Origin of the sequence: Microcoleus sp. S13C4 (genome assembly GCF_036700865.1) — a bacterium.
Taxonomy (GTDB): Bacteria; Cyanobacteriota; Cyanobacteriia; order Cyanobacteriales; family Microcoleaceae; genus Microcoleus.
The window spans coordinates 1-19738 of sequence record NZ_JAUBPS010000071.1 but is presented as its reverse complement, the minus strand read 5'-3'; the positions used below and the strand labels follow the sequence as shown (position 1 = coordinate 19738).

Sequence of the window (19738 nt, the reverse complement as noted above, 5' to 3'; positions counted from 1 at the left end):
AAACATTACCGGAGTAATTTTTATGGATCTGGTCGTACTCCAGAACTGGCTGGACAACATCTCCTTTGCCGTTTTGTTCTCCACAATGCTCATTTACTGGGTTGGCGCAGCTTTCCCCGGCATTCCCTACCTGTCAGCCCTCGGCACCGCAGGAATGGCAGTCGCCAACCTCTCCATCGCCGCTTTACTCGGTTCTCGATGGATAGAAGCCGGCTACTTCCCCTTAAGCAATCTCTACGAATCACTATTTTTCCTCGTGTGGGGAATCACCGCCATCCACCTAGTCGCGGAAAACATGAGCCGTTCCCGCTTAGTAGGAGTAGCCACATCCCCCGTAGCAATGGCAATATCGGCCTTTGCAGCCCTGACTCTGCCGGCAACCATGCAATCTGCAGAGCCCCTAGTACCCGCCCTCAAATCAAACTGGCTGATGATGCACGTTAGCGTCATGATGCTTAGTTACTCAACTTTAATGGTTGGAGCACTACTGGCGATCGCCTTTTTAATCGTCACCCGCGGCCAAAAAATCGAACTCACCGGTAGTTCCTTCGGCACCAACAGCAACCGCAACAGCAAATACCGCCTCCAACGCCCTCAAAACCCCGAACCTCAAATTGCAGAAACCAGCGCCGACAGCCCATTAGTTTTCAGCGAACCCTCTTTCCACTCCAACAATAATGGTTTGGGCACCACCGCACTCCTCGAATTAGCCACAGTTCAAACCCCATCAACCGCCCCAACTCAGACCGCAGAACTTCTCTCGCCCCAGCGATTGAATCTAGCAGAAACTCTGGATAACATTAGCTATCGCATCATCGGTTTAGGATTCCCCTTACTGACAGTTGGCATTATTGCCGGTGCGGTTTGGGCTAACGAAGCTTGGGGATCTTACTGGAGTTGGGACCCCAAAGAAACTTGGGCGCTAATTACTTGGTTGGTGTTTGCTGCCTACCTGCACGCCCGCATTACTCGTGGCTGGCAGGGAAGACGCCCAGCAATTTTAGCAGCCACAGGTTTTGTGGTAGTTTGGATTTGCTATCTAGGCGTTAATCTGTTAGGCAAAGGTTTACATTCGTACGGTTGGTTTTTCTAATTCCTGATCCACCAATCAGCCCAAGAAGAACAGGATAAGTCAAAGAATCGGGATTAATATCATCTCCGGTTGTAGGGTGGGCAATTCCCACCTTACTCAACCAGCGAGATAATAATAACTCCCTCTTCCTTCTTCCCTTTTTTTACCTACTCGCGAAGTCAAAGGGCATTCTTCCTTCTTCCTTCTTCCCTCTTCCTTCTTCCCTCTTCCTTCTTCATTCATTAAAATAAGGACAATTGATATGGACGAATCTCCAATAATTCCCCAAGAAGACGATGTTTTGTCTGCCCCTACTAGCGCTTTGATGTATCAATGTACATTCAAAGTCAGCGAATTTATGGCCATTATGCAGTCAAAATTGGTAGACGAAAAATTATTCTCAGACGGTCTCGATTGCGATCTATTAAGTGCTGGCAAAGACTGGAGAAAGGGAAAACTTAGGATGCGTCTGGAGTTTATTCCGCTCGAACCTGAAATCAAAGAACAAAAAGCCCTTCCTGCCGCTGCCGAAATATCAGACACCGTGCAAAACTACGCTGTAGATAGCTCAAATCAAACCGCTATAGATGAGCCATTAAATCAACGTGACTCAACAGAAATAAATAATCATTTTCCTATCTCTAGGTATCCAGACCGCGACCCCCAAAGTATAGGAATGTGGAGCTAGGAAGGCAAAGACTGAGAGATTGGGAGAGGGGGATGATTCCCCTTCTTTGCTCAAAATCCATCGGTTAAATCCCGGACACTGCTCGTTTTCTAGCTTCCTTATTTTTACTTAATGAAAAACTGCTCTCATGGCTGAATCTTCCAATTGGACGCACCTGCACGCTCAAGTTCACAGGACGCTGCTGTACCGACAAATATTGCCATCAAATCAGCGCTTGCTAGTAGCAGTATCCGGCGGACAAGATTCTCTGTGTTTAATTAAATTACTGCTAGATTTGCAGCCAAAATGGGGGTGGAACCTAGCGATTGTTCACTGCGATCATCGTTGGCGTTCTGACTCGCAAGCGTCGGCAAACCATGTAGAACAATTAGCTAGAAACTGGGGAATATCCTACTATTTGCAAACAGCGTCGGATATCTCCAAAACAGAAGCAGCCGCTAGACAGTGGCGATATCAAGCTTTAACCGAAATTGCGATCGCCCACAACTACCCCTACATTGTTACAGGCCACACAGCCAGCGATCGCGCCGAAACACTACTCTACAACCTGATTCGCGGCAGTGGCGCCGACGGACTTTCCGCCCTCACCTGGACACGGCCTCTCGCCGATTTTCGATTGCCGATTTTAGATTTTAGATTGGGGAATCCCGGCGAAAATCCCAACTCCCAAATATCTGCCGATTTTAGATTGGAAAATCAGGATGAAAATTCCCAATTGAAAATCCAAAATCTAAAATCTAAAATCTCTTTAGTTCGTCCCTTGCTCGAAATAACTCGATCGCAAACAGGCCAATTTTGTCAAGAGCAAAAACTACCTATTTGGGAAGATTCCACAAATCAAGACTTGCAATACACTCGCAACCGGATTCGAGCGGAATTATTGCCTTATTTGGAAACTCATTTCAACCCAAAAGCCCAACAAGCGCTAGCTCAAACAGCCGAACTCCTCCGCGCCGACGTAGAATATCTCGAACTTGCAGCCAGCGACTTGCTACAGCGAGCAATGTCTCCAATTGCAGATAATCCGCAGGTGAACTTTCAACCTCCCGTCAAGTTAAATCGCCCAATTTTGCGCGAAGCACCCCTGGCATTGCAGCGACGGGCAATGCGCCAACTACTGCAACAAATATTGCCGTCAGCACCAAGCTATGAAAGCGTAGAAAAACTAACGAGCTTAATCGTAGCGCCCAACCGATCGCAAACCGATCCATTTCCTGGAGGAGCGATCGGTCGAGTTGAACACCCTTCCATAATTTTAGATATTAAATTTTAAGCTGTTATCAAACCCGAAAGGACTTGCTGCAAATCAGAAACTACCCGATTTTGCTCCTCTCCAGTCTCCTGCACGCGATCGAGTTCCCCCCCCACCGCTTCCAGCTTTTGCCGCAGCCCCTTCAAATTGTCCTGCACCGGCTGCAACATTTCTTGATAAACATTCACCCGACCCCAGAGTTCCGCCACTGCACCTTTCTGGTTGAACAAATTCTGCTCCAACTGCTTGAGTTCGTAGCGTTTCGCCTCACTTTCCCCATTTTGGCGGTTGACATTTGCCTCAATTTGGGATATGGCCTCCCGCACTTGCTGAATTTCGTTTTCCAGTCTTTGCAATTCTTGGCTTTGCTGCTGCCGCTGAGTATTGAGCTGTGCGACGATCGGGCCCAAATCAATATCTCCTCCCTCTTGTTTTGGAGCATTAGCAGTACCCAGCCGTCGCCACAGCACCGCCTGATGCTGCTTCAAAACATCTTCCCGTTCCTGCAACCGGAGGCGCTGTCCCACCAGAGTTTCGTTTAACATCTGGTAACTTTCGAGTTCGTCTGCCATTTCATTTTCCAAAGCCATGCGATCGTACTCGCTAGCAGCTTGAATTTTCCCTTGCAGCTCCTCAATTGTCTCCCGCTGCAGAGTCAACTCCTCCTCTTGATCGTTAACAAAGCGGAACACCTTTTCCAAATCCTGTTGCAGGTGTTGCACCAGCCCCTGCAGCTCCTCAACCGGCATCTTCTCCAGGGCTGAAACATCTACTCTCTGCTCAGTAACCGCACCACCCGAAGCAGATGCGAGCCTGGAAAGTTGTTGGTACAGATCCTCAACAGCCCGTACCTGCAAAGACACCGACTGAGCCTGCTCCTGCTTAGCGCTGAGGGTACTTTGTTGCCCTTTAAGATCCGCCCGAGCTTGCGCCAAAGCATCTTGAGATTGATACCACTCCTGCCAGCGGTTTTGGAGGCTCTGATTTTGTCGATCGACCTCTTCTTGCTGCTGTTGAGCGTTTGCCCGTTTTTGCTCCAACTGCTGCCAGTGCTGATCCAGAATTGCTTGCTGGGCCCCCAGCGCACCAAAAGACTGATTCAGTTGTTCCCGCACCCCTTGGGCCGAAGCAATTGCCCCTCCCAGCTTCTGCATCAACTCCTGAATCCTCTGAGTCTGCTGCTCATCAACCACCGCCCCCTGCGGAACCTGAGACTGCTGCTGGGCCACCCGTTGCTGCTCGCCCCGCAACTGTTCCCAAGCCGTCTCAATTTCCATGCGACTGCGATCAACTTCTTCTCGAAGTCGGTTAGCTTCATCTCGAGTATTTTCAATTTCCGAGCGCTGAGCCTCTAGCCGCTCCAACTCCTCTTCCATTTGAGCCAACTGCTCTTCGCGGGCTTGCATTTCCATTTCCCGGCGATTGAGTTCCTGACTCGAAAACGTCAGAGAAGCCTTCCACTGTTCAATTTCCTCTTCCTTGTCCTTAAACTTGTCCTGCAAGCGCGAGAAATTTTGCAGAATGCTCACCAACTGGCGGGCAGCCTCCTGAATCCGCTGCACTTGCTTGCTAGCGCTCAACTCCACCAGCACCAGCGTGCCGTCGTTAAACTTATTAGCTTCCTCAACTGGGATCGCGTCATCGCCTGGGACGGCGCTCCAATTGTGTTCGCCCCGCTGACAAGCTAGCAGTTTCAGTTCAGCCTTACCGCCACCGAGACCAAAGCCGCTTCTCTGTTTTTGTACTTCCGCTAGATACAGCACACTAATAGTCCTCTGCTTCGTAAAACCTATCCCAACTTACTTTAAGCTACTTAAAGGTCTAAAAGATAAGTGGTGTTTACTTCCTACCCTGTTGGGTAGACGGCTAATCCCAATATAAGTAGGCTATCCCCCTTAAGCCAAAGGTTCTCAACTAAAGAGAACACTGGGTGTGATCAGTAGTCAACTTACCTAAGTCCAATTACCTAAAGTAAATAATTATAGGCAAGGAAGGATAACTTTTTGCCAATTAAGTCTTACTCTTTGGTGTCGTTTGCCCAATCCGGGGATAGCATTTTTTCCTAACTATAGCACTGCCTCACGCATAGCACTGCCTCACGGGAGAGCGTCCAGAAAGCACGGCCGCCGCCCTTCTGGACAAATGAGAGAGCAGTATCAATGCCGCTTGATTAAAGACTAGCAAAACTGCGGGGACTGCCATAGGCCCAAGCTGAAAAAGGTCAGTCCGTCAAAAACTTTCTATTGATTGTACCAGGCTTTAGTGGCCACTCGATCGTCAAAAAAGCCTTCGCTGCCCCCAAGCGGGTACCATCCTCCAGCGGACTAGGGATTTGAACCGTGCTGCCTTAGAATAGGGTAATGACGCGAGCCTATGACGCTCGTCGCGGGCGAACAAAAAGGTCGATCGGCACTGAGGGTTTTCCTGACAATTGCCAACAAAGGTTCATTTTGACTGCACCTGATTTTAGGGATGTGGCAAACCCACAAAAAACCTCGATCGCAACTCATCCAACCCAACAGACTAGCCTCCAGTTCCCATCGGGGATCGATCGGCACTTGCTGCTGGTAGCAGCGGTAAAACCAGAGAATCCTTGGTATTTTGAAGTTGACCCACGCAAAGATGTGTTGGATAAACTGACGGCATACTCAGCCAAAAACTTCAAAACTTTGGCGATCGAAGACTTGAACCAGTCGGGAATGCCAGCCTTGCACACTCGAAGAACCCGTGCAATCGTGCAATGTGGATTCTACGAGTGTAGGCAACAGTGGGAATACTAAGGTGAAACTCTACACTTAAAGAATGCCGCGAGTTTCGCGGTTTCAGCTTGTGGACTGGTAGCGCGGCCGAGGAGCGGCAGCAAGTATTGCCCTTTCGTCAATTCCCAATTGTGAGATCGGCATCAGCGCGTAATTTATTGACGGAAACTAAAGTCAATCTTTTCGCCAGCACACAGTCTTTCCGAGTTCAGACGCCAACGGTTTTAAGGAGGACACTTTAGCTGCATGCAGGGAAATTTGAGTGAAATAGACATCCGCAGCATCCTGCAATTGATTGAGTTAGGTCAGCGAACCGGAGAACTGTTCGTAGAGGCCTACACCTCCACCGGCAGCAGCACGGGTACTCAACCTACCCCGCGCTCCCTTGCAGGACAATCCTGGTATGTCTTCTGCTTCAACGGTCAGATTATTTACGCTACCCAGAGTGCGGGTAGTTTGTTTCGGTTGCGCGACTACCTGCGCCGCTACAAAGCAGATACCGCCCTCGACAAAATCCAAGTTCCCTATATGGCATCTACCAATGCCCCAGAATACGGCTACCTATGGGCCCTGCTAGAAAACCACATCCTCACCCCAGCTCAAGGGCGCAACATTATCCAGAGCATGATCCACGAAACCCTATTTGACTTGCTCAGTCTCCACCAGGGTTCCTTCACTTTTGAAATGGGCCCAGCTTTGGCCCCTCAACTGACCAGCTTAGAAATTAGCTCGCTGCTGGCCAAGATTGTCAAACAGGTGCAGCAGTGGAAGCAGTTTCACCCTCACATTCAGTCGCCCAACCAATGCCCGGTGATTTCAGACCCCTCCGAGCTGCGAGTCGCGCTGCCTGTCAATACCTTTAATACTCTCAGACGCTGGGCCGATGGGCACACTTCGATCCGCCAAATGGCGCGCTACCTCAACCGAGACGTGCTCACTGTTGCTAAGGCGATTTACCCCTTTGTGCAGCAGGGATTGGTGCAAGTATTTTACGAACCTTCTGTTGCCCCGGCCAACAATAAAAAAGAATGGTCGTCCCCAGAAACCAAAGTTCCGAGAGTTGTCTGTATTGACGACGACAATATTATTCGCAAAACAGTCGAGTCAATTTTAAATGAACACGGTTACGAAGCTACTACGATCGGCAATCCCCTCCAAGCCCTGAGTTTGGTGTTTCCACTAAAACCCGATTTAATTCTTTGTGACATCGCCATGCCGGAACTCGACGGCTACGAAATTTGCGCGATGCTGCGTAGTTCTAGCGCTTTCCGGCAGACGCCGATCGTTATGCTGACGGGCATCGACGGGTTTATTGATCGCGTTAAAGCCCGCATGGCAGGAGCTACAGACTTTTACACGAAACCTTTTGGTGAAAGCGAGTTATTGATGCTGGTAGAAAAATATGTAGGTCCGGGCTACCCTCGGGTCAATCTCTCGGGAAGATTATTAGACCGCTCGCTAGAAGACCAATTAGAAGAAAAATAAATTTCGCACCCATGCCCTGATGGGATCTTTTTTGTACCTGCGGTTAGATCAAGTCTCGGCCGCCACAAAGAGAAAACTGGGGGTACTATTGGCGATCGCACCATAAACTAGAATGTATTAATCCGCGCGCTGGCATAAGGGTGTCGGTAAAACTCTGTTGAATTTCTAGGCCCAAGTGGGTCTAACACGCTCAAAGTGCAAATATAATATACTTGTTCTCCACTTGCAGCCGCTCCGAAAAACTGATGCACAGAGCTACTAATTCCTAGGTATTTCTGTACAAAGTCAGAGAGTCCAATTCTCAGTCTTAAGTGACTCCGTTCATGATTGTCGCGACACCAGCCATGTCAACAACTCCTCGCTAATCCGAGTATCGGTTTAGCATTCATCACAGAAATTACCCAGAGTTTTACCACTTGAGACGGCGGTGGGAGTACAAAGTGAAGCTGTAGGGGTTTCAAATTAATTGTTCGTAGTCGATTTGAGCTAATTGGCCAGCAAAGGTCGCGCGAATTTATTGATGGCAGTCAATTATTGACGGAGCAAATTTATTGCCAAGGACCTCCGGCAGTCGCGCCATTCACCCCTTGGCTGTGTCAAGTTTCGACCATCGAAGTTTTGATCGGGTTATTCTTGGCGGGAAACCTCAACAATTTGCTAGAAATGCAGGTGTCAGAATTATGATTAGCGGTAGCCCAGACTTTATATTACCAGGACTAGGTGTAGATCCGGCTCCGGAATTCCAAGAACTAGAAACTCCCGAAGGCGAGCTGCACCTGCGGTTCTACGTTCCTTCGGGGAACGAGTTCGCACTGCCAGCGACAGGGATTAGAGAGGTACTATCCCCTTCCCCAGACCGCATGACACCGATCCCCAACGTTTCCTCTTTGCTTTTAGGTACGCTAAATATGAGAGGACGAGTGATTTGGGTGGCAGACCTCGGCCAATTTCTGGGAGACCAAACACCTCTGAACACAGATAGACCCGAAATCCCGATCGTGGCTGTGGAAGACCAAGACACGATTTTGGGGCTGGCAGTCGATCGAATTGTGGGGATGGACTGGCTCGACGTAGAGCAACTGCACTCTCAGAACAATGCACCAGACGGCATGATTCCATTTCTGAGGGGAGAATGGATGTTAGGTGCACAAGCTCAGAAAGTGCTCCGACTGCTAGATCAAGTGAAAATTCTGCGCTCGGCGCGGTGGGCAGCGTGAAATCGATTTTAGATTTGCGATTTGCGATTTTCGATTGGGGTCTAACCATCAACAGTCACACGACTTGAGGCGCGCATCTAAACATTCAATTCAAGATAAAAATCAAAAATCTCAAATCTAAAATCTAAAATCCAAAGAGGGCGGCAAATGGCAACAAGTACCAACTTTCAGCAGGACTACCAACGGGCAGAAGCGGCCTACATGGATGGCAATTATTCAGAAGCCGCAGCCCTAGTTTATCAATTAGTAGAAGATTTTCCCGAAGACCCCAGCGCTCGCCTGCTGTGCGGACACATTTACTGCTACGGACTGCAACAGTATGAGGTGGCGCGGGAACAGTACACGGTTGTGCTAGGCCTGAGTGACGACCCGAGTTTGGTGGAACACGCTCACAACGGAATTACCTACACAGACCAATTTTTATCTGGAGAACTGCAAACAGAAAATTTCGAGGCTTTGTCTGCTGAAACTGAATTAGAATTCTACCCCGACTTATCTCTTGATGAAGGCTTAGAAGACCCGGATTTGGGACTTTTTCAAGGAAATTCCCCATCCCTTTCCTATAGAAGTCAATCCCCAGACGACATGGAAAACGAGGACTTGGCAGACTTGGGGATGAGTGGCTTGGGGTGGGAAGCAGAAGACGACGATCACCCAGGCTTAGTCCCAGATTTAGCCTCACATTCTAACCCGTTTGGTGGCGACAGCGGCGGAATGGCAGCTTATGCTGAGACCTCCGACTCCCTAGACGACATAGACGAGTTTGCCGACTCGGACTTTGGAGACCCTTTTGCCTTAGATGATGGAGGGTTTGAGGCGGCTGACGTGTCTAGCAGCAAAGTGTCTGGGAAAAGCGCACCTTACTCAGGAGATTCGTTTTCAGAAGCTCCGACTCAGATGCTCAACGGTCAAAGTTTTGCCTCTTCAGAAACCGGGAATTCCTTCGACTCGAACCAACTAGACTCCCCCATCGGGCCCTCGGACAATTTTGGCGAACCTTTTGCTGCGCTCGATTTGCCAGACGAATTCGACGATAACTCCGACTACGACTACCAATCCCCGCCCCAGAGTGGCCAAAATCACGGTCATAACGCACCTGGGGTCGAAGAGGAAGATCCCTTTGCCGAGGCGATGCCCTCGCCGGGTTTCGGGTCTTCTCGACCTCAAAATAAACAGCCGAATCACGGGTCGAACTACTCGTCAAACTATTCGCTGGCGGAAGACGAAACGCTGTTGATGGGAGGTGCTGTCCCCAACTCTCAAAGTCAAAGGTCGAGCCGGGGACAATTTAATTCAGTCGATCCAGCTTCCGCCAACAGCAACGGTTACAGCGACTCGGAACCCCCGGCATTTGGCTCTAGAGACAACTTCGAGTTAGATGCTTTTGAAGACGACGCTTTTAGCGATTCTTTCTCTTTCGACGAAAACGAACAAGCGACAGCTTTCGGAGCGTCCGACAAGAACAACAGCGCCTGGTCATCAAAAACTGGGAACGCTCAAGTACACAGCGACTTTTTAGACGAATTTGACGAATTTGACGATTTGGGGAATTTGCCGGACTTTGATATCTCAGAAGATGCCACGAGTTCGATCTTGACTAGAGGTAACACCAATTTCGGCAACTCGACCAGCGGCATGATGGGAACAACAGGCAGTAGCCTGGACTTTGACAACAGCGATGGCTCAGCAATTCGGGATGACGAGATATTTAGCATAAACGGCCCGGCTGATGCGTCGGTGCCGAATTTTTCTCCCACCGAAACAGAAGCGCTCGATACTTCGGTCACGGTAGAACAGGGGGGACTGGCTTTCTTGGAAAATGCCCCTTTGTTTACAAAACAGTTGTATACGGCAATCGGGGCAGGACTGGTTTCTTTGGTAGCTGTGGCTTTCGTCACCAACATTGCTTCCTATCAAGCTCTGCGGCAAGACAAACCGGAGGCGATCGTTTACCTGCGCCAAACAGGCTGGGTAATGACCGCAGCCGCAGGCATTACCAGCTTTTTAACTTCTTGGGGCATCGGCCAGTTGATCGCCAAGCAGGTACGCCAGTCGTCGGACAATTTGCAAGCTCAGTTCGATGCCGTATCTCAAGGAGCTTTGGACGCTCGGGCTACGGTTTACTCGGAAGATGAATTTGGCAAAATGGCTGCTAAATTCAACCACATGGCGAAGGTCATCCAAACCACGATTAGCGATACCAGGCGCAAGTCTGACGAGCAGGAACAGGCAAAAGAAGACTTGCAGCGCCAAGTGATTCGCTTGCTAGACGACGTGGAAGGAGCGGCCCGGGGTGACTTGACGGTGACTGCGGAAGTGACAGCAGACGTTTTGGGTGCTGTTGCGGACTCGTTTAACTTGACAATTCAAAATCTGCGCGAAATCGTCCATCAGGTGAAGCAGGCGGCTCGGGAGGTCAGCAAAGGCGCTACGGATAGTGCTAAGTTTGCGGGCGATTTGTCTTCCGACGCACTGCGGCAAGCTGAGGAACTGGCGGCAACGCTGAATTCGGTGCAAGTCCTCACCGATGCGATTCAGCGGGTCGCAGAGAGCGCTAGAGAGGCAGAAGAAGTGGCCCGGGGCGCGGCGGCAACAGCTCTGAAAGGCGGCGAGGCTGTGGAGCGGACGGTGGCCGGGATTTTGGAAATTCGAGAAACAGTAGCAGAAACCACGAGAAAAGTCAAGAGGCTGGCGGAAGCTTCTCAAGAAATTTCTAAGATTGTGGCTTTAATTGCGACGATCGCCTCCCGGACGAATTTGTTGGCCCTCAACGCCAGTATTGAGGCGGCGAGAGCTGGGGAAGCGGGCAGGGGTTTTGCGATCGTGGCAGACGAGGTGCGACAATTGGCAGACCGATCGGCTAAGTCTTTGAAAGAAATCGAACAGATCGTGATGCAAATTCAAAGCGAAACCGGCGCGGTAATGACGGCGATGGAAGAAGGGACGCAGCAGGTTATTGAGGGGACAAGATTGGCAGAACAGGCGAAGCGATCGCTTGAAGATATCATTCAAGTAACTAACCGAATTGACGTGTTAGTGCGATCGATTACTGCCGACACAGTAGAGCAAAACGAAACAGCTCGCGCCGTAGCTTCTGTTATGCAGGCTGTCGAGTTGACCGCTCAGGAAACATCCCAAGAAGCGCAGCGAGTTTCCGGTGCTTTGCAAAACTTGGTAGGCGTTGCTCGCGACCTTTTGACATCGGTGGAAAGATTCCGAGTAGAAACAGCAGAAAGACAATAGTTAAGTGTCTACTGCTTTTTTATCGCCATCATTACCAGCACATTAGTGTGGTAATGATGGCATATAAAAAGCAACCTCACAGTCTTGAAACCGCTGCGGGGCTGCTAATTCAACACCTAAACAAAGTAGGAGTTGCACAGATGGACGATAACATAGTAGAGGTAATACCGGGCATCTTTGGTGAAGTTCATCCTACGGGCTGTATTATCTCTACCCTAACCAAATCTAGCAGGGGCTATGACAATAAAAGACTTCGCATTAACGGTGAGGGGAAAACGTTTACTGTCCACCGTTTAGTATTAGAACATTCATTAGGTATGTGGCTCAGGCCCGAATACTTTGCTTGCCACACTTGCGAGGTTCGCAACCGCATTAATTCTAACCATTTATGGGAAGGTTCTAGGCTAGAAAATTCTCAAGACAGGTTTAGAAAAGGACGTATTAAAAATGTCGAAAGTACATCAGCGCTACAACCTCAAAAAAAAACTGCGAGGTATAGAAATAATTTCCGCTATTCTAGCCCAAATACAGCCGAACGTCTGCCGGATTTGTACCTTGGCTAAAAGAAGTGATGGTTACGCCATTAAGGGTACTAAAATTAATGGCAAAACAAAAAGTTTCTACGCTCACAGACTGGTACTGGAACACAAACTGGGACGACCTGTAAAACCCGGTTATTTTGCGTGCCACAGTTGCGACGATCGCGGTTGTGTCAATCCTGACCATTTGTGGGAAGGAACTCCCGCAGATAACTCTCGGGATGCCATAGAGAAAAACCGCTTTCCTTTCGTTCCAGGTAAGATAGGTCCTAACCGCAAACTCAAACCCGAACAAGTGCGGGAGATTCGCTATCTTTTAAGTGAGGGTATATCGAAAACAAAAATAGCCAGGATATTTGCGATATCTCGCAGTCAGATTATTCTCTTGGCAAGGGGCGAGATCTACAAAGAACTTCTCTAGAACTACTAACATAGACCCAATACAATAACGCTTAAAATCAGGAATAAAACTATGCTGCCGGAGCAACAACAGAGGATAATGGGCTACTTTATTGAGGAGGCAAAAGACCACCTCAATACGATCGAACAAGGCTTGCTGAATCTGCAAACCACGATCGAAGACCCAGAACTGGTCAACGAAGTATTTAGGGCCGCTCACTCTGTCAAAGGAGGAGCAGCAATGCTGGGGCTGACCAGCATTCAGCAAACAGCTCACCGACTAGAAGATAGTTTTAAAGTTTTAAAAGAGTGCAGCGTTAAAGTAGACCAACAGCTAGAGTCCCTTTTTCTGCGAATATTTGACACATTGCAAGGGCTGTTAGAGCAACTGTCGGGGCCTTTTGGACTGACAGAAGAATTGGGAGAACAGATGGTTCGAGAATTAGAACCAGTATTTGAAGAACTCAACGGGCACTTGGGGGGACTCGTCGGATACGGAGAACACCATGCAGACGAGAGCTACGCGATGCCAATACCCGAACCAGTTATGGCGGGGATGGGAGTCGGGGCGTTTGCCTCATCAAGGAGTTTTCCCGATTCGCGGTCAGTTTACGCACCTGATGCCAGAGCAACAGAAGACAGCGCGCTGCTGCTAGTATTTGACTCGGACGTGCCGGCGAGGATGCGGGAACTTCTGCAAGAGTTCAAACAGCCCGAGGGGCCTGAAAGCAGGCGGCAACTCAAGAACATTTGTCGGAACTTGCTCAGGGCAGGGGAAGAATTTGAACTGCCCTGCTGGATAGAATTGATCAAAGCTGTATCCAAGGCGATCGCCAACCCAGAAAATACTTACCGTACCTTAGCGCCAACGGTGATCAAAGACATCAAACAAGCGCAAGAACTGGTAATTTCTGGTCTAGAATCGTCGATCGCACCAAGCGCAAAACTTCTGGCGCTGCTGCCGGCTGTTCTGGTTCCAGAAACGGATTTTGAAGATTTGCTGGCCTTCGCTCAACCGAGTAAATCCGGGACAAAGGTGGTTTCTGTTGAGGATGAGGCCTGGGATCTGGTGGGCTCGGGCGATACCCCGGATGGATTGAACAAGTTGCTGCCGACTATTTCTGGAATGAGTATAGACGAGCTGTTCGACCAACTAGACAGTGGCGACAGCAACGATGACAGTGGCCTTCGATCCGCCCAGTTCGACGAGGATTCCGCCTTCGCAGAATCGGATATGGAGACGGGTGCTTTTAGAGGCTCAACCCGCACCGGCCCGGAAGTGGGCGCGGCAGAACTCAACACTTTAGCTGACTTGTTTGACGGCGAGTCCCCGGATCTCGACGGTGCTTGGGAAGAAGAAGAAGAACTCGACTATGCACAGTCTTCTGGGATATCGGCGGGAATGCTGGGATCAGACGATGATGACAATTCCGGCGATTTTACTGATTTGTTGTTTGACGAATACGATGCCGAAAGTTCCGAAACGAACACGAAGCCTCCGATTGATGACCTGACGAGCTTGTTTGGGGAGGATTTGCTGTTTGGAGAGGAGGCAGAGGGCTCGGCAGTAGCTGCCGGTCAGAAAAATGGGGGTTCGAGCCAGCGGTTAACTCGCAAACAGCTTAAAACGGGTAACGGTAGGGGCGGTTTGGAGCGGCGAGAGGGCACGGTGGCCCCAGCTAGGGGACAAGCGGACGAAGATGCTCTCGGTACGCTTTTGGACGAAGTGGCTGCCCAAACTTCTGCTAGTGGTACGGACGATAGTGATTTCGATAACTTGTTCGGCGATTTAGGCTTATCAGAGGCAGCGGATGTGCCGGCACTGTCTTCGGAGTATTCCCTGAAGTCGGAGGCTTTCGACGGAGAATCGAAGGAGCTGGCAGCAGGGGGGGGCAATAATGATTCAGGGGATGCCGAAGCGCATGCTCTCCCTGAAATGGATGATTTCGAGTTGTTCTCTGAGGTTGGCGAGGACTCGGATTTGAGCGAGCTGTTGGGGATTACTTCTAGTTTCCTTTCTTCAGAAGACGAAGGCGGGGAGAACGGGGGCGATCAAGATATAGCTGCGGGCATCGCACAAAATGAGGAAATGGGCAGCGTTTTTAACATGACATCAAATTCTGATTTAGATATCTCTGCGGATGAAAACTGGCTAGAAGATGCTTTCGGCCTGGAAGACGAGTCTGTGCAATCGGTCAACCTAGAGCTGGACGATACCGATTTAGATGCCCTGTTTGGGGATATGACTTCGGGTTCGATTTCTGAGGATGAGCAGACTGTGCGGGATCGCCAAGGAGTGGCTACTTCCCGAGAAGCCGCTGATTTGACTGAGCTGTTCGGTTCTGTACCTACGGGTACTGAGTATGATGGGCAAGCTTCGGGGCAAGCCCGTGGGAGTTGGCCCAATGATGGGGATTCAGAATTGCTGAGTGCGGGTGTGGGATTGGAGGAGGGCGACTTGGGGAGTTTGTTCGAGAACAATGCGGAGGCTGTTTCCGACAACGGCTGGGCAAATTCGGCAGAGGTTGAACTTGGGGCTGTGTCCGATGATCGTCCTGATTCGGAAATTTCAAGTGTCGAGTCTGATGAGGGCGCAGTTTTCGACTTTTTGGAGGATATGTTTGCCGAAGGCATGGTGCAGCAGCCCGATGCTGTAGCGGCGGGAGATGAGGGCGCGGCTGATGATGAGAAAGAATTGTCGCCCCAGTCTCCGGAGGGTTTGTTCGACGAGGGGGGTGCGGATTTGTTCGATCGACCCGAAACAGAGGCCGCTGGGGACTCCGAAGGCGAGGATGATTTGTTTGATGCGCTGGAAACAGAGTTTTCAAGTGCGGATTTAGAGGCGCTGCCAACAGAATCTCTCGATAGTATGTTTGAGGGCGATGCTGACTTGCTCTCGGCGATGGAAACCGGGGCTACTCTCAACAACGAAGAGTTAGAGGGTTTTGACGATTTGTTGGATTCGATCGATGCTGAGGTTCTGGTGACTTCGGAACTGACGACGGGCTTTTGGGACGCTGAGGACGAGTCGGCCCAGGCCGATTCCTCGGAGTTGGAAGAGGGGTCGCTGGCAGACTTTTTTGCCGAGGGCGAATCAGGCGATGAGGATGCCGAAGGTAATTTTGACGATTTAGAAGCACTGTTAATTGCAGGGGGTGCTGGAGCTGTCATAGCAGCTTCTGGAAGTACAAATCAGAGTCCGGTCAATACAGAAGTTTTCTCGGATCTCGAAGAGCTACTCAGCGAGAGCGCAACTATGCCAGAAATTCCTGCACCGACGACCAATGCTACTAAAGCTCCGCGCACTGCCTCCGAGGAGAGCGACGACGAATTTGGCGATTTGGAAAAACTGCTGGAAGATCCCAAGGACAGCGGCCGCCAAGGGGAAGGCAATATCGGGCCGTCGGCGATCAACAGACCCAGGCGCAATGCCCGCGCGGGCGGGTTCGGCGACCAAACGATGCGGGTACCGATCAAGCAACTGGATAACCTCAGCAATTTGATGGGGGAACTGGTGGTAAACCGCAACAGTTTGGAGCAAGACCAAGAACGGATGCGACAGTTTTTGGACAATTTGCTGCACCAGGTAGCGCTGCTGAGCGATGTGAGCCAGCGGACTCAGGATTTCTACGAGCGGAGTCTTTTGGAGATTGCTTTGCTGGCAAACCGTCAGGGACATCGATCGGCCTGGCGCTCCGAGGATTCCGCCCACACCCGGGAAAGTGCCTGGAGACCAGAGGAAATGGACAGGTTTACTCCTTTCCACAGTTTGGCTCAGGAGATTATCGAGCTGATCGTGCGGGTGCGGGAGTCGGCGGCGGACATTGAGTTTTTGGTGGATGAGGCGGATCAGGTGACTCGCCAACTGCGGCAAGTTACGACTCAACTGCAAGAAGGTTTGACTCGCGCCCGGATGAAGCCGTTTGCGGAGACGACAGACAGGCTGTTCCGGGCGGTGCGGGAAATTGCGATTAAGTGCGGGAAGCAGGCTCAGTTGCAGGTTGAGGGTAAGGATATTTTGATCGACAAGATGATTGTGGATCAACTGTATGACCCGATGACTCATTTGGTGAACAATGCGATTACTCACGGGATCGAACCGCCGGAGGTGCGTCTGGCGGCTGGGAAGCCTGCTGTCGGCAGGATTACCATTCGCGCTTTCCACCAAGGGAACCAAACCGTGGTTTCGGTTTCTGACGACGGGGCGGGAATTGACCCGCAAAGGGTGAAGGCGAAGGCGATTAAGCAGGGTATGCTGACGGCGGCTCAGGCTCAGAGGATGTCTCGCTCGGAAGTTTACGATTTGCTGTTTATGCCGGGTTTCAGCACTCAGGAACAGGCGACGGAGTATGCCGGCCGGGGGGTCGGTATGAATGTGGTGCAGACTTCCTTGCAGGAGATTCGCGGTACTGTGTCGATCGATTCAACCATCGGCAAGGGGACTGTGTTTACGATCCGTTTACCTCTGGTGTTGAGCATTTCTAAGGCTCTGACTTGCATTAGCGATCGAGCTCGCATTGCTTTCCCGATGGATGGGGTCGAGGATATGATCGATGTCCCTCGCGATCAGGTGACGACGGGGGCGGACGGTTTGCCTTGCATTGAGTGGCGGGGTCAAAGCTTGCCGTTCCGGCCGCTGCGGGATTTGCTGGCTTACAACCGCCATTTGGGTCGGGGCAGTGTTTACGGGTTTAATACTGACGATGACATGATTTCGGTGATCGTGCTGCGGTCTGCTGGCAATTTCTTGGCGGTGCAGGTGGATCAGGTTTCGACGGAACAGGAAATTGTGATCAAGCCGTTGGAAGGGCCGGTGCCGAAGCCGATCGGGATTGCTGGGGCCACAGTGCTCGGGGACGGTCGGATCGTGGCGATTGCAGACGTTCTGGAGCTGATCGATTTGGCTACCGGAAGGCTGCGGAAGGACACTGGCGGTACGCTTTGGGATGAGACCGAGAGGGCTACTAAGGAGGCGGAAATCGAGAAGACTGAGCCGACTGTGCTGATTGTGGATGACTCGATTACGGTGCGATCGCTATTGTCGATTACTTTCGAGAAGTCTGGCTATCGTGTAGAAGAAGCTCGCGACGGTAAGGAAGCTTGGGAAAAGATGAAATCTGGTCTGCCTTGCGATATCGTTTTCTGCGATATAGAAATGCCGAGAATGGACGGTTTGGAACTACTTTCTCGGATGCAGAAGGATGCGGTTTTGTGTGAATTGCCGATCGCGATGTTGACTTCTCGCGGTGCGGACAGACACCGCCAAATGGCTTACAGTTTGGGCGCGAAAGGTTATTTCACTAAGCCTTATTTGGAGGAGCAATTGCTTGATGCTGCTTCTCGGATGTTGAAAGGTGAGGTTGTTGGTGCTCCGGTTGGTGTCTAATTTGTAAATCGGCTTTTATCTGCCGTTGAAAAATGCAAATTTCTTAACCGCAGATGAAAATTGATTGACGCAGATTAACGCAGATAATCTCTAATTTATCTGCGTTAATCTGTGTTTATCTGCCTCTATCTGCGGTTGCAAAAAGGGAATTTGTTAACCGCAAATGAAGATGGATTGACGCGGATTGAGGCAGATTTAGCTCGCGCTTTCGGTTTTGGTGGTAGGCTGGGAAAGTGGGGTTTAGCGGAAGGGCGATCGGTTATTTATGAAAGCTGAAGAACTTTTAGAAAGATACGCTAACGGCGAACGTGCATTTAAGAGTGCACAGTTAAGTGAAGAAAACCTTAAAGGTGCTGATTTGAGTGGCATAAACTTAGACAATGCAAATCTTTCAGGTGCAGATTTGAGTGAAGCAATTCTCACAGGTGCATACCTTCAAAGTACAAACCTCACTAAAGCATCGCTGAGAGGTGCTAATTTAAGTGGCGCAGTTGCTGGCTCAGCGAATCTCAACTGGGCTGATTTAAAAGGTTCTGATTTGAGTCGCTCGAATTTTAGTAATGCGATATTGAGTAATGCCAACCTAGAGAAAGCAAATTTAACAGGAGCAAACTTAACTAGCGCTAAATTGATTTATACCAGACTAGACAATGCAAACTTGAGTGGGGCAAATTTGAGTAGCACAGATATGAGTGTAGCTTCTTTACATCGGGCAAGCCTAAATAGAGCCAATCTGAGCAAGGCTAACATGGATGAAGCATACTTGGTTGAAGCAGACTTGACTCTGGCAAATCTGACAGACGCAACACTCCAAAATGCAAAGTTTCAAGGCTCTAAACTCCAGAAAGCCAATCTGTATAAAGTTAATTTGTCAGGCATAAATTTGGCTGACGTAGATATTAAAGAAGCGTGTCTTCAAAGTGCAAAGCTAAACAAAGCCTGTCTTCAAGGCACCAACCTAGAAAAAGTAAATTTCAGATGGGCAAATTTGAGCAGGGCAAATCTAAATGAAGCAAATTTGAGAAGATCTGACTTGACAGGAGCAATAACCTATGGCTGGAATATCGAAAATGCAGACTTCACTGGTGCTACAATGCCGGATGGAGAACTCTACCAGCCAGAAACCTCTGACGGAGAAATCTACAATCAAGAAACTTCGGAAAAATTATCCCAAAAAGTGGCATCTATGACGCGCAAAATTATTCGTACTGACAAAGCACCTGCACCAGTGGGCCCTTACAATCAAGCGATCGCCGCTACGGGCACTATGCTGTTTGTAGCTGGCCAAATTGCGATCGACATTAGACTAAACGATATTGTCTACACCGACGACGTGGCCAAACAAACCGAACAAGTTATGGCAAATCTCGAAGCCATTCTCACAGAAGCCGGCGCTACTTGGTTGGATGTGGTAAAAACTACGGTTTTCCTCAAAGATATGAATGATTTTGCCGCTGTGAATGCGGTTTATGCGAAATATTTTGATTCGGAAACTGCACCGGCGCGCGCTTGTGTGGAGGTTTCGCGTTTGCCGAAAGATGTGTTAGTTGAAATTGACTGTATTGCGGTTATTTGATTTGATCTTCTTTGAGATGCCAGACTTTTTCAAGAAGTCGGGCATCTGGATAAGCTGTTGTGCCTTTAAATAGGGTATAATAAAAAATGAGTTTAGTCAATCTCTACAAAAATGCCAGCTAA

13 protein-coding genes are annotated in these 19738 nt (G+C 49.8%); 11 read left to right on the top strand and 2 right to left on the bottom strand.

The genetic code is table 11. The features are described 5' to 3' along the window. Window positions 1–22: 22 nt before the first annotated feature. Window positions 23–1093 (top strand): c-type cytochrome biogenesis protein CcsB, encoded by a 1071-nt coding sequence (ccsB, locus tag QT996_RS23360; protein WP_333049384.1) that lies wholly within the window; start codon window positions 23–25, stop codon window positions 1091–1093. Window positions 1094–1189: 96 nt separating this feature from the next. Here the strand turns inward: ccsB and QT996_RS23355 are convergent, their stop codons facing one another. Continuing rightward, the gene (locus QT996_RS23355) at window positions 1190–1315 is read right to left on the bottom strand and encodes a hypothetical protein (protein ID WP_333049382.1); all 126 of its coding nucleotides are present in this window, start codon (window positions 1313–1315) and stop codon (window positions 1190–1192) included. Between the two features lie 19 nt (window positions 1316–1334). On the opposite strand from QT996_RS23355, the gene QT996_RS23350 reads away from it, so the two are divergent. Both QT996_RS23350 and tilS read left to right on the top strand, forming a co-directional pair. Further along, the gene (locus QT996_RS23350; protein ID WP_333049381.1) at window positions 1335–1760 is read left to right on the top strand and encodes a KGK domain-containing protein; all 426 of its coding nucleotides are present in this window, start codon (window positions 1335–1337) and stop codon (window positions 1758–1760) included. Window positions 1761–1887: 127 nt separating this feature from the next. After that, a complete protein-coding gene (gene tilS, locus QT996_RS23345) occupies window positions 1888–3033 on the top strand; it encodes a tRNA lysidine(34) synthetase TilS (RefSeq protein WP_333049379.1) in 1146 nt (381 codons plus the stop codon). On the opposite strand, the gene hmpF is transcribed toward tilS, so the two are convergent. After that, complete coding sequence (hmpF, locus tag QT996_RS23340) at window positions 3030–4775, bottom strand: pilus motility taxis protein HmpF (RefSeq protein WP_333049377.1); 1746 nt, start codon at window positions 4773–4775, stop codon at window positions 3030–3032. The two genes, tilS and hmpF, sit on opposite strands and share 4 nt — an antisense overlap. A 597-nt stretch (window positions 4776–5372) precedes the next feature. Here hmpF and QT996_RS23335 point away from each other — a divergent pair. The 8 genes from QT996_RS23335 to QT996_RS23300 all read left to right on the top strand — a co-directional run bounded on the left by QT996_RS23335 (window position 5373) and on the right by QT996_RS23300 (window position 19616). Further along, window positions 5373–5792: a hypothetical protein gene (locus tag QT996_RS23335; protein WP_333049375.1), complete on the top strand. Its 420-nt coding sequence runs from the start codon at window positions 5373–5375 to the stop codon at window positions 5790–5792. A 225-nt stretch (window positions 5793–6017) separates the two neighbouring features. After that, a complete protein-coding gene (locus tag QT996_RS23330) occupies window positions 6018–7256 on the top strand; it encodes a response regulator (RefSeq protein ID WP_333049373.1) in 1239 nt (412 codons plus the stop codon). Between the two features lie 683 nt (window positions 7257–7939). Beyond that, window positions 7940–8473: a chemotaxis protein CheW gene (locus QT996_RS23325; RefSeq protein WP_190661936.1), complete on the top strand. Its 534-nt coding sequence runs from the start codon at window positions 7940–7942 to the stop codon at window positions 8471–8473. A 147-nt stretch (window positions 8474–8620) separates the two neighbouring features. Further along, window positions 8621–11716 carry a methyl-accepting chemotaxis protein gene (locus QT996_RS23320; RefSeq protein ID WP_333049372.1) on the top strand — a complete coding sequence of 1032 codons (3096 nt, stop codon included), beginning with the start codon at window positions 8621–8623 and terminating at the stop codon, window positions 11714–11716. A 447-nt stretch (window positions 11717–12163) separates the two neighbouring features. Further along, on the top strand, window positions 12164–12676 hold the full coding sequence (locus tag QT996_RS23315) for an HNH endonuclease (RefSeq protein ID WP_333049370.1): 513 nt from the start codon (window positions 12164–12166) through the stop codon (window positions 12674–12676). 51 nt (window positions 12677–12727) lie between these two features. Beyond that, window positions 12728–18040, top strand: a complete 5313-nt coding sequence (locus QT996_RS23310; protein WP_445304589.1) for a response regulator — start codon at window positions 12728–12730, stop codon at window positions 18038–18040. Window positions 18041–18190: 150 nt separating this feature from the next. Then, complete coding sequence (locus QT996_RS23305) at window positions 18191–18316, top strand: hypothetical protein (protein WP_333049366.1); 126 nt, start codon at window positions 18191–18193, stop codon at window positions 18314–18316. Continuing rightward, window positions 18306–19616, top strand: a complete 1311-nt coding sequence (locus QT996_RS23300) for a Rid family detoxifying hydrolase (protein WP_333049364.1) — start codon at window positions 18306–18308, stop codon at window positions 19614–19616. The genes QT996_RS23305 and QT996_RS23300 overlap by 11 nt, the downstream gene beginning before the upstream one ends. The last annotated feature ends 122 nt before the right edge of the window (window positions 19617–19738 follow it).